This is a genomic window from Pseudoalteromonas sp. J2K-J031 (assembly GCF_058197095.2).
Map to the genome: position 1 here is coordinate 3,755,941 of NZ_CM200279.1, position 12,752 is coordinate 3,768,692.

The 12,752-nt window shown below is 42.2% G+C and carries 8 protein-coding genes; 2 read left to right on the top strand and 6 right to left on the bottom strand.

Annotated features, from left to right (window positions below; translation table 11 throughout):
* Window positions 1–18 precede the first annotated feature (18 nt).
* Entirely contained in the window at window positions 19–615 is a 597-nt protein-coding gene (locus AC3KZC_RS17070) for a response regulator transcription factor (RefSeq protein ID WP_490578638.1), read from the bottom strand.
* A gap of 3 nt (window positions 616–618) precedes the next feature.
* Window positions 619–1,686, bottom strand: a complete 1,068-nt coding sequence (locus AC3KZC_RS17075; RefSeq protein ID WP_490578639.1) for a sensor histidine kinase — start codon at window positions 1,684–1,686, stop codon at window positions 619–621.
* A 192-nt stretch (window positions 1,687–1,878) separates the two neighbouring features.
* Between AC3KZC_RS17075 and AC3KZC_RS17080 the strand changes: the two genes are divergently transcribed.
* On the top strand, window positions 1,879–2,817 hold the full coding sequence (locus AC3KZC_RS17080) for an alpha/beta fold hydrolase (RefSeq protein WP_490578640.1): 939 nt from the start codon (window positions 1,879–1,881) through the stop codon (window positions 2,815–2,817).
* A gap of 219 nt (window positions 2,818–3,036) precedes the next feature.
* Complete coding sequence (locus tag AC3KZC_RS17085) at window positions 3,037–6,636, top strand: SIR2 family protein (RefSeq protein WP_490578641.1); 3,600 nt, start codon at window positions 3,037–3,039, stop codon at window positions 6,634–6,636.
* A gap of 235 nt (window positions 6,637–6,871) precedes the next feature.
* Here AC3KZC_RS17085 and AC3KZC_RS17090 read toward each other — a convergent pair whose 3' ends face one another.
* The 4 genes from AC3KZC_RS17090 to glmS form a co-directional block, all read right to left on the bottom strand.
* On the bottom strand, window positions 6,872–7,822 hold the full coding sequence (locus tag AC3KZC_RS17090; protein ID WP_490578642.1) for an endonuclease/exonuclease/phosphatase family protein: 951 nt from the start codon (window positions 7,820–7,822) through the stop codon (window positions 6,872–6,874).
* Window positions 7,823–8,152: 330 nt separating this feature from the next.
* Complete coding sequence (locus tag AC3KZC_RS17095; RefSeq protein ID WP_490578643.1) at window positions 8,153–9,451, bottom strand: DEAD/DEAH box helicase; 1,299 nt, start codon at window positions 9,449–9,451, stop codon at window positions 8,153–8,155.
* Between the two features lie 249 nt (window positions 9,452–9,700).
* A complete protein-coding gene (locus AC3KZC_RS17100) occupies window positions 9,701–10,474 on the bottom strand; it encodes a substrate-binding periplasmic protein (RefSeq protein WP_490578644.1) in 774 nt (257 codons plus the stop codon).
* Window positions 10,475–10,849: 375 nt separating this feature from the next.
* Window positions 10,850–12,697, bottom strand: a complete 1,848-nt coding sequence (glmS, locus tag AC3KZC_RS17105) for a glutamine--fructose-6-phosphate transaminase (isomerizing) (RefSeq protein ID WP_490578645.1) — start codon at window positions 12,695–12,697, stop codon at window positions 10,850–10,852.
* Window positions 12,698–12,752: the final 55 nt, after the last annotated feature.

Below are 12,752 nucleotides of genomic sequence, written 5' to 3' on the forward strand. Positions count from 1 at the left end.
TAAACACTCCAAAATCAATTACAACCACCCTTTTTGCCTTGCTATTCGGGCAGCATCAATTCGGTTCATGGCATTGAGTTTGCTAATGGCTTCGGATAGGTAATTTCGCGCTGTGCCTTCGGCAATATAAAGTGCAGCTGCAATATCATGAGTATTTTTACCCTCTGCGGCTAGGCGTAATGCTTGGCGCTCTTTATCGCTGAGCGGATCTTGGTCGCCCAATGAATTGAGCAATAATTCGCTGTCAATCACCCGCTTGCCAGCCATCACTTGGTTAATGGCATGAATGAGCTCTTCAACTGGCGCATCTTTTAGTAAAAATCCACCAACACCGGCATCTATTGCACGCTTTACGTAACCGGCACGGCCAAACGTGGTGATCATCACCACCTTGGTGGCTAATTTTTGTTGTTGAATATACTGCGCGAGCTCAATACCTGTTTGCCCTGGCATTTCAATGTCGCTCAGCAATAAGTCAAAAGGTGTTTGCTTTAATAATTTAAGCGCGGCTTGTCCATCTGCCGCTTCTGTTACAGTAAAATCCCCTTCTAAACGCAATAAACACGCCAGCGCGGTGCGCACCATAGCTTGATCTTCAGCCAGTAAAATATTCATGGGTTATTCCTGTAATGTGAGGGTTATGGTGGCGCAAAAGCCGTTTTTTTGGGTGAGCACCAGTTGGCCGCCAATTGCGGCTAATCGCTCACGCATACCGGTCACACCATTTCCTTCGTTGATGCTGCTGCTGTGGCCATTATCATTAAAACGTATTTGAAACTCTTTATTGCTGCGGCTAAAGTGCAGCTGGCACACATCACCTTTGCTGTGGCGAATGACATTGGTGACTAACTCCGTTAATACCAAAATTAGGGTGGTTTCTTGGCGCGGTTGCAAACTTGGGACTTCACCAACTAATTCACTCGAAAAACCCGCATCGCGCAATAAGTTAAATAGTTTTGCGACCTCAGCGGTTAAACCTAAATGCTTATACCCAGACACACTGTGCCTTACTTGGCTAAGCGCAGCACGGGCAATATCGCTTAATTCCTGCAGTTGCTGCTGCGCAACTTCTACCTGATTATGCCCAAGTAATTTATTTGCTAAATCCGCCTTTAATACAATGCTCGACAAGGTATGGCCTAAAATATCGTGCAAATCACGGGCGATGCGCTCTCGCTCTACCATCGCGGCAAGCTGTTTAATTTCGTCTTCACTTTGCTGCTGCGCTAAGCGCTGTTTTAGCCTTGCTTGCTCAACCCAACCAAGCGCACTGACTCCCAAGATAATCGGAATACCAAAGGTTAAAAACTCAGTCCACGCAACAGTAAAAACATGATTGAGCGCAAAAATCAATGCAACTAAAGCAACCATTAAGGTTAAGTAACGCCTTAACGAATAAGCAAAACCGATAAAAAATCCGGCATAGGCAAACATTGAAATAGTGCCCGGATTAATCGGAGTAAGTGCACTTGCTACCACTACAATACCAATAATAGGCAGCACCATTTGCTCTCGTGTGCAGCGATATGCCCAAAAATAACAATATAAAAAAGCACTTAAACCGCCCGCCATAGCCAACCATTGCCACTGCGTAAAGGTGACAAAAAACAAAGGCGCAAAGAAAAAGATCAGATTACCTAAGTAGATCCAGCTCATTTTTTGTTGGAGTTTATCGTTATTTTTCATGGTGTTTCTAATTAATCGACATACCAGCAGTCTACTGCGCTTTACAAAAAAAGCACAGTGACAAACGTCATATCGAGACCTGACTTATGTCACCGCGTAATGCTGACATCTGTGACCTGTGCGCGCGTTTTTTTGTAACTAATATGGCGGCATACCGTTTCAAAACCCTTTAATTATTTCGGAGCACTTATTATGAATCATTTAACATCTTCAATTAAAACCGCACTTTTTGCCATCAGTATCACAAGCGCCGCTTTTACACTGCCAGCATGGGCAAACACCCATTTGCCACAACAAACAAGCAGCGAATTATCAGCTCAAGCAACAACACAATGTGCTTGTTTTAACGTTGAAGTATTTGGCCAAGGTCCTGCACTTATTTTGATACCCGGACTCACGTCAACCGGTGAGGTATGGCAACACACTGTTGACGCACTCAAGGGCGATTATCAACTGCACGTATTAACACTGGCTGGTTTTGGCGGGGTAAAAGCGCTGCCAGCCCAAAGTTGGGGCGAGGGTTACTTAGCTAAACAACAGCAAGCCATCATCAACTATATTGATGCGCAAAAGTTAGATAAACCAATTATTATTGGCCATTCGTTAGGAGGGTATCTTGCGCTAAATTTAGCTGTTTTTGCGCCCGATTTAATCGGTGGAGCAATTAATGTCGATGGCCTACCGGCGCTAGGTGCTTTATTTGCAGAGCACATACCAGCCAATGGCGACGGGCAAAAAGCAGCATCGCCACGCAATTTTGACCCAGTGGAAATGGCAAAAGGCATGGCCAGTGAGCCACAGTGGCAACAACGCATTGCCAATGACATGCGCCGCGCCGATGGCATGACCAGCGGCCGTGTGATGGGTGAGCTAATGCAAGCTGATTTGCGACCCGCACTTGCAACAATGCGTGTGCCAGTTTTAACCTTGGGCGCACTGCAAAATGGCGCACCTTATTCAACACCTGAGCAAGTAGAAGCGAGCTATAAAAGCCAATTAGCCAACGCTCCTGCGCAATATCACAGCTTTGCTTTTGCCCGAGAGTCCAAGCACTTTATTATGGCCGACGCCCCAACATGGCTAAATCAGCAAATTGAAACCTTTGTGCAACAGCATGCCAAAAAAGGCTAGCAGATTAAATACTCAAACGAACGGCGTTAAAAGCAAATTGTCGCGATAAAACACGACCTACAACACCCGTTCCATCAAGCCATTTTATCGCCGTAAACGCATGGTAGGTCGTCGTTTACGGCGACGAAAACCACAAAATGCTTATAGACAATGCATTATGTTCAAAAGTAATACTAACAGTGATATATTCAAACAAATCAATATGTTTGGAAATACATCATGTCGTCAATCGCATCTAACACTTCTCTTAAAACAGCCATAACAACTGGCAAACTGATCCCTTTAGTTGGCGCTGGGGTATCGATGTCGATTAAAGATAACAATGGCAACAGCGTTTTCCCGAGCTGGGTAAAATTACTACAGAACGCGGCAATGCTATTAAATACTGAAGATGCCGAACTCGTAAACCAAGCAATTGACGCTGGCATGCTTTTAGAAGCTGCTCAAGAAGCAAAAAAGCATCTCATAGGAAATCGTTGGTATCTATTCCTTGAATCACAATTTAATCCAGACCTAATCAAGTGTGACTCAAGCAGCTTTGAGCTACCAAAAGCGTTGTGGCAACTCAGCAATCGGTTTATCACTTTGAATTATGACAACTTGCTAAAACATACCTCAGGGGCTTCAAATACCAAAATCATTACAAACTCTTCAGATGCAACACTAAACACATTTCGCTCAACAACTGAATCAAAAATGATTTGGCACCTACACGGTCATATTGATACACCTGAGGAACTGATCCTAACCTTTGATAGTTATAAGCATTTTTATGTCGAAGAAAAATACAAAGCTGCAATGGATGTTCTTAAATCTGTTCTAGCAACACAAAGTCTATTGTTTATTGGTTGTAGCCTAAAGGATGCTGAGTTACTGGCTGAATTAAGCAAACAGTTTGAGCTCTTTGCTGGTAATACTCCGGCGCATTTTGCGCTAGTGCATCAAAAAGAAGAACCGCTAATTAAACTGAAACTTAAAGACATACCAAACATAAAAATTCTGACGTTTTCTGATTTTGGCCAGCCTTTAGTCGATACCATCAATGAAATCTCATCGTTAAAAGCCGCCATACCTCAGCTTGAAAATACCCCCATATCTCAACCGCCAGCTAAAATAGTAAACCAACCAAACCAACAGCAAATAGCCTATTTAAGTGCTAAACCCTTTGGCGAAACGTTAGGTGATTTTACCGCAGTTGAAAAAGCACTTAAAAATAAGCCGCCTTATGATATTTCAAGCTTTGCACTTTCATTGGCAAACTTACAATCCTTAAGTGACGTGAACTACCTGGTGTTGGCGTGCCAGTTTAAAAATGACAAACTCATTATTGAAAACGACCACTGTGGTAGTGAGCGCATCACGCTAAACGAGTTAGAAAACAACCTCGCACTCGATGCACTTCATGGCATTATCGTTATTTGTGATCAACTCCCTTCACGCGTAGCTTTAAGTGATATCATACTGCCTATCATTTTTATTCCTGAACTGTTAGCAGTAAAAAACCTCAACAACTTGTGGTTTCAGCTGTTTAAAAAGCAGTCGTTTTCACAATTTGAACAACATGGCTTGTTATGGAATCCCAGCCAATTTATTTTGGGCGACACACTTAAATCACTTAACGGTCAGTGGCTGTCAGCAACCAACAAACTGCCTGCAGAATTATCCAAAGATGAAATAGCCAAGTTCATTGGCCGCAAACAAGACCTTGAGGAAGTTAGCCGAAGATTATTTCAAGCCCAGTTACATCATGAACACTTAACCATTTTGGGTACAGGTGGTTTGGGGAAAACCTCTTTAGTCAAAAAACTGGCCTACGAATATAACGAACGAAAGCTGTTTGCAGGTGGTATCTTTTTTATTGATTGTGAGCATGCAACCAGTTATCAGCAGTTTCACCGCCATATTGCCGAGGCATTTGACTTAGCCGATGCTGTTGACGTGATTGGGCATCTCACTCAAAATCCAGAATTAGGCCAAGGTCAACGCCTGATTATTATCGATAACGCCGAAAGCTTATTGCTACTGGCAGAAAAAAACAAAATCCTTGCATTGATTGGACAAATCAATCAACTCGCTACCTTGCTTATTACCAGCAGAGAAAACCTCAATATAGCGTCAGAAACAACCTATCAGTTGCGTGATTTTGTAGCGGATGAAGCGCTACAGTTATTTGCTAGTAAAGCGAAAAGAAAATTTACCGCTGAAGAAAGCGTATTTTTAAAAGAGCATATTTTAAAAGAGTATTTAGATCATAACCCACTGGCGATTGCCTTGGTGGCCAGTTCCATGATTCAAGGTAAAAAACTTGAAACCTTAAGGGATGATTTAAAAACAAATTTTTTTGAATTAACACAACAAAACTCGAATTATGAAATAGGCGCCACTGAGAGCAACATTGACCGTCGAGATTCTATTTATAACAGCATTGATTACTCATATCGGCAGCTAACCGATTCAGCAAAAGAAGCGCTGATTAAGTTGTCGTACTTTCCCGATGGTATTAATTTAGAAGCATTTAAAAAACTCACCGCGCAAGATGCAAAAGCTAGGGGCAAAAACCCAATTAAAGATTTCACCATTAAAGCGTTACAAGATAAATCTTTAATCCAAACCAACCAGCAGCATATTCGCCTACACCCATTAGTGACACGTTTTGCAAAAAATAAAATAAATCCAACAGAAGAATTCACATACTTGCAGGCTATTTTTGACTTTCAGCTTAGTTTTGTAAGAGCGTTGCTCGAGCTAAATCGTAATTATGATTTAACAAAGCGAATGGTTGCCCTTAAGTTCAGCCAAACACAAGTAAATAACTTTTGTTTTATGTTAGAAAAGCTCAATCCAGCGTTTAATCATCAAGATATTGTGAGTTTTGTCGATGGCGTAGATAGATTACTGTCGGGACTTGAGATATTCCAAATACCTCATGACGCACTTAAACACTCGATAAATTTATTTTCAAACAATGCTGAATTACATCGATGCCTAAAAACTGCCCTCTTAACATGGCAATACTACTTAGGCGACTTTTCTGCCGCCTATAGCGAGCTACAAGATATATTACCTGTTGAACAATGGTTAACACTCGACAGTAACAAGCCGATTGAAAACGTTACTTTTAACTCTGCCGCAGCCATATACGGCAATGAAGGCATGGCTTACGAGGAGGCTGTTTATGACAACAATCAGTCTTACACTATGCTGCAATATCCAGACTCACTATCATCTCTAGGTGTATTTAATCTAAAACTGGTACAGGTTTGTTTAGAAAACGTCACTTCACTGTATGTAAAATGGGCAAACAATACGCTAGAGCTGCCAGAGCTAAACCGATATTTATCGACTTTACCACCTAAAGTACATATCGAAATAGCAAAGATACTGAGCTTAAAAGCCAAATTAACCCCGCTTGATGCAGATGAAGTAAGTAAACTTGTGGTGGTCAACCCGTATACGCAAGGCGTAAAACAGTTATTACAAGCCCTGCATAACGAAAATAACACCGATGCAAAATCGCTTTTTCAACAAGCGTTATCGCACCTTAAACACATCAAATTTGCTTATACTGAAGCGCTACTCGATTATGCCACTTGGTTAAATGCACAAGGTGATGCTGATTTTGCGGTTATTTATCAACAAGGTTTAAACTTAGCCAAGCAATACCATTATCGCTTTTTACAACACGGCTTTTTACAACTCACATCGGCAATAAAAACACCCTATAACGAAACAGACTACCCACTACCCAACGGTGAAGATTTTAGTGCCTATATTGAGTTATCTATAAAGTATTGTAAAAAAGAAAATAAGCTTAAGTAACTAACGTATCGCGATAAATCACGACCTACAACACCCGTTCCATCAAGCCCTTTTGCTTAAGTGAACACATAGTAGGTCGTCGTTTACGGCGACAAAAACCACTAAACAGCGTGATTTTAACGCTCATTTAAAAACACATTGTCGCGATAAATCACGACCTACAGCACAAATTCCATCAAGCCCTTTTGCTTATGAGAACCCATTGTAGGTCGTCGTTTACGGCGACAAAAACCACTTATTCGGCTTTGAGAGTAAACGTTACCGCGCAATGATCGCTCAGCATCGCAGTTTCACTTTTATCGGCAAAATAACGCATCTGCACATTTGTCGGTATTGCTTGGCTAAAACCACCCGCAAACAGGTGATCGATCGGCGCTGGGTAACGCGGGTGACAACCCACCACATCTTGCGTAATGTGTTTCAGCGTTGATGCTGCGCCATTGCTGTTATTGGCTAACTCTTGCATCAAACGGTTGTTGTCGGTCGCTAAACGATGATTAAAATCACCCATTACGATATACGGTTGTTTGCTGGCTTCTTTGCGCTCAAACCACTTATCAAGCCACACGGCTTGTTTAGCAAACGTTGGGCATGCTTTACGATCGCTTTTTTCGTAGTCATCAACAAAACAGCCACTTTTAAGGTGCACATTCAGCACTTCGGTTGCGCCATCGGCGGTATCAACCGTCACCGACAAACCATAGCGTAAGCCATTTAAGCCAAGCGCCAATTCATCGTAATGATGGGTATTAAGGACTGAAATTGATTTACGAACTGCAAACGCTACTTTTTGCTGCGTTGAGGTATTACCATTTTCACGGCAGCTGTACACGTCACTGTCGGCACGCTTAGAAATAATAATTTGCCATTGGTCTTCAGGGAAAACTTGCGCAACAGCTTTAACTGATGCGACTTCTTGCAACGCAACAATATCGGCATCAAGGCTTGCAGCATAGGCTTGCATTGCCGCTATTTCGGCTTTGCTGCGTGGCTTGCAACCCGTATCAGCAGGATAAGCTAAATGCTCAACATTCCAAGTAGCAAAGCTTAACGTGTTAATTGATGGTGTAATACTTGATGATGTGGCATTACTGGCTGCTTCTTTTGGCCCAAAACACGCGGTTAATTGGGTAAGTGCCAAAGCGGCAAATAATGCACGAACACATTTAGAGTTGATATTTTGCATGGTGTTTTCCGTTAGTGTGTTGCTTAATGCGAACAATGACTACAATGTACAAACTTTTCGGCGCAAACTCTCACTTTTGCGACCAAGTGATACCAATCACGATAAGTAAGTGATCAAAAATAGCGTAGGAAAAACGCTTGAGAACAAGGCAGATTTTTTAGATAAGTAGTTATTCTACAATCAAAAAATCTAACGAAGTTATCGAGTGTTTTAACAAGCTAGGGTGATCAGTTATTTATTACGATTGGTATGATACTGCACTACAAAAATAGGCATCACATAACAAAAAAGGAGCTATCGCTCCTTTTATTCATGTTTACCTATAGCGGATTAATTATTTCGCCAGCCTGCCCATACATCATCTTCGGGGTTTATTTTGTTTTTATTTTTTTTCTTTTTACCAGTGCCTTCAGGTTTGGCCATTGGTTTTTCAACCATGTTTTCTGCGCTTGGTTCATCTACTAAAAAGCCAGGTACTAACTCACGTTCAAGGCGAATTTTGTTTTTCTTTTCAATAACGCTGAAATGATGATAATCATCCTGATCAATCAGTGATAACGCCAAACCAACCTCACCTGCACGACCGCTTCGGCCAATGCGGTGCATATAATCAGCTGGGCTGCGCGGTAAATTATAATTAATCACCACAGGTAGCTTTTCAATATCCAAGCCACGGGCAGCAATATCGGTGGCAATTAAAATATCAATTTCGCCGGCTTTAAACTCTTCAAGCACGCGCGTACGCGCCGATTGGCCTTTATCACCATGAAATACCTTAGCGCTAATGCCACGTTTTTCGAGTTTTTGGGCTAAGTGCTCACAATGGTTTTTAGCATTTACAAAAATGAGGGCTTGCCGCCATTTGTGCTCGCTAATTAAATGCGCTAATAATTCGGTTTTTGCACCCTTGTTAACAGTAAAAACGCGCTGCACTACAGTGCTGGCATCGCTGCTTTGCACTTGAATTTCAACCGGATTGGTCAGCAAGGTTTGCGTTAAGCTTTGCACTTGTTCAGGAAACGTTGCCGAAAACAATAAGGTTTGTTTTTTTGCTGGCATTAACGCCAATAATTGGCTGAGCTCTTCGGTAAAACCAAGGCCCAACATACGGTCTGCTTCATCAAGCACTAAGGTGCTGACCTTATCAAGCTTAATGGCATTGCTTGCAATAAGGTCGAGTAATCGACCGGGCGTTGCCACTAAAATATCGCTACCACCACGTAATGCTTGCATTTGTGCATTAACCGACACACCACCAAACACCGCCACCGTTTTAATTGCACCATTAAAATGCGCGGCATACGACTTAATGCTATTGGCTACTTGGGTCGCCAGTTCGCGTGTTGGCACTAATATCAGCCCTGCAACATAATTACCTTTATTGCTCGCAACCGATGTTTTGCCCAGCTGTTGTAAATAAAGCTGCTGCAACATTGGCAATGCAAATGTTGCCGTTTTACCCGAGCCCGTATTTGCCCCAGCAATTAAGTCACGCCCCGCCAATACACTTGGGATCGCCTGCGCTTGAATAGGGGTTGGCTGTTGGTATTCCAGCTCAATCAGTCGCGCTAATAAAGGAGGTATAAGACCAAGTTCGGTAAAGTTGCTGGGCGGTGTGGCTGAGGTCATGAAAGGTAAGTACTCATTGCTGAAAAATAGCCGCTAATTTTAGCGTATTTAAGGTAAGTTTGGTTAGTATTATTAAATAAAAACACTGTGAGGCTTAAACTTTCAATCACGCTCAATAAGAGGTTTGTTAACTCATGAGATTAATATAAAGATGAAAACTATTATCTCACTTGTAGTATTTAGCGGGGTTCGAAGATGTATATACAGGCTGATTTAGCCTCTTTTGTTTCGCTTTTAGGTCATCAACGATTAATGCTCATCCACCAATTTCTTTTGCATCTGCGCATCAAGTAGCGCTTGCTCGCGCTGCATAAAAGAATGAGTCAATTCAGTTTGCAACTTAATCGTATCAGGGTGGATTAATGCTTGCTGTAAGGCATTTAAAACTTCGGGTTCTGTACCCAGTGTTAGTGCTAAATGCAGGCCTTGACTGGCAAATTCACCCTCATTAAATACGGCAAGTTGCTCTAAGATATTAAGACTGTAACCTAACGAAGCAAGCTTACCAGATACCGCAAAGGTTGTGCCGACAAACCTGTGAACCCGCCCTTTAATTAATGCATTTAGCGCTTGAGTTGAATTTAAAGCTTCTAAAACATTTTCGCGATGAAAATGAGCATAAATACTCGGTATTTTATGAGAATCACGTTCAATAGCCACTTGTATTGGTTTGCCTTCTGGGTCAATACCACCTCGCAGCTTCCAAACATATTGTTGCCCCGTATAAACCGAGGTTAACCAAATAAATTGTGCGCTGCGCTGTGGTGTTTTTGAAATAGATAAAATTAAGATGTTAGGCTGCTGCGCATCTTTTTCGATAATGCGCGCCCAAGGTTTAGGGGTAAATTGCGCACTGAGACCCGCTTGTTTAACGAGCGCCTGTGCAAAGTCATACACAGGGCCATAGCCAAAACCGCTGTCGTTGATCATCTGAAAAGGTGGGTTATGTTCAAAGACCACACTTAAAGGCTTTGCTTGTATTGATATTGCTACCAAGCACAAGGCCAGAAGACATTTTTTCATGCGTCGCCTTTTATAAACCTCTGGGTAAAAAGAGAATAGACAGTTTTAAATAGCTGTGAATTCTCAGCTCCTATTAATATCACTTCCTATCAATAGAGTTCCCTGTCGAACTTGCTTTTTTAGTATTGAATACACCCTTAAATTTGTCTCTTTTTCGTAATAAAAATAAAGATATAAATCGTCTGCAATCGTTAAAGCCGTATGAATTAGTACTTGGCAAATATCACTTTGTGCTTCAGAACCGCAATATTGACCCCAAGCGCATGGCTAATCCTTTAGATAATAAGACGCCATTCAAACTAACAGAGTTTTAGACACAAAAAAAGCGCATTTAGCGCTTTTTTACATTAACAGAAACATCACAACCTATTGAATTTACTCAACTGTTACAGACTTTGCTAAGTTACGTGGTTGGTCAACATCGGTACCTTTAATCACCGCTACATAGTATGAAAGTAACTGTAATGGGATTGTATAGACAACTGGGGCGATGATGTCTTCAACATGGTTTACATTAACGGCACGCAAAGTTGCATCTGATTTAAATTCAGAGTCGCTATCAGCGAATACATAAATGATGCCGCCACGCGCGCGCACTTCTTCAACGTTTGATTTAAGCTTTTCGAGTAACTCGTTATTTGGCGCAACCACGATGATTGGCATGTCGGCATCAATCAGTGCCAACGGGCCATGTTTAAGCTCACCTGCCGCATAGGCTTCGGCGTGAATGTACGAAATTTCTTTGAGCTTAAGCGCGCCTTCCATTGCAATTGGATATTGCGAGCCACGGCCTAAAAATAGCGCGTGATGTTTGTCGGCAAACTCTTCGGCTAATACTTCGATAGATTGAGCAAGGCCAAGCGCCTCTTCTAACTTGTTTGGTAAGGTTTTGATTGCTTGCACAATATGCGCTTGTTCCAACCCTTTTTCTTGTGCTATTGCTGCTGTTAGCATCAATAAGCCAACAAGTTGCGTCGTAAAGGCTTTGGTTGAAGCAACGCCAATTTCAGCACCTGCTTTGGTCATAAAGGCCAAATCAGATTCACGCACTAATGACGAGCCAGCCACATTACAAATGGTCATTGATGCCATGTAGCCTTGCTCTTTAGCTAAACGCAACGCCGCTAAGGTATCAGCTGTTTCGCCCGATTGTGAAATCGTTACTAATAGGCTGTTTGGGTGTACATACGATGAGCGATAACGAAACTCAGAGGCAATTTCAACATTACAGCTCACACCGGCATATTGCTCTAACCAGTAACGCGCCACCATACCTGAGTGGTATGACGTACCACAGGCAATAATTTGCACGTGTTTTACATCTTTAAAAATATCGTTGGCATTTTTTTGATTATTTGAGCCATCAGAAAACGAACCAAATGCATCAAGTGCTACGCCAGTATCAGTTAAACGGCCTTCAAGAGTATTGCGCACTGCAACAGGTTGCTCGTAAATTTCTTTGAGCATGTAATGGCGGTAGTCGCCTTTGCCTGAGTTATCTTGAGTGATACTTGATTCATGTACGGCGCGCTCAACAGCATTACCGTTTGCATCAAAAATTTCGACTGTTTCACGGGTAATACGGGCAACATCACCTTCTTCTAAGAAGATAAATGAACGTGTGACGGCCAATAAAGCCAGTTGATCAGATGCAATAAAGTTTTCGCCTAAACCTAAACCAATCACCAGCGGGCTACCTGAACGCGCAACGATAATTTCGTTTTCGTTACTTTTATCAAAAATAACCGTACCGTACGCACCTTCGAATAATTTAACTGCTTTTTGCACCGCGGCTAAAAGCGAATCTGTGCTTTGGCGCAATTGATGAATAGTGTGCACCATCACTTCGGTATCGGTATCCGATAAAAACTCATAGCCAGCCGCTTTTAATTGAGTGCGTAACTTTTCATGATTTTCAATAATACCGTTGTGCACGAGTGCTAACTGGTTATGCGATAGATGAGGGTGAGCGTTCGCTTCTGTTACACCACCATGAGTTGCCCAGCGTGTATGTGCAATGCCAGTTGTTCCTTTAACACCTGAGGCTGCTAAAGCGTGCTCAAGATTGACTACTTTACCCACCGCTTTTACGCTATTGAGTTCACCTGCGTTGCATAACGCAACACCGGCTGAGTCGTATCCTCGGTATTCAAGGCGTTTTAAGCCTTCAACTAAAATTTTATTTACTGGACGTTCTGCAACGGCTCCAACGATTCCACACATAGTTTGTTCTCCTGCACGGTATGTGTTTTGTTTTTAGCCGCAGTGTTGTCGGCTG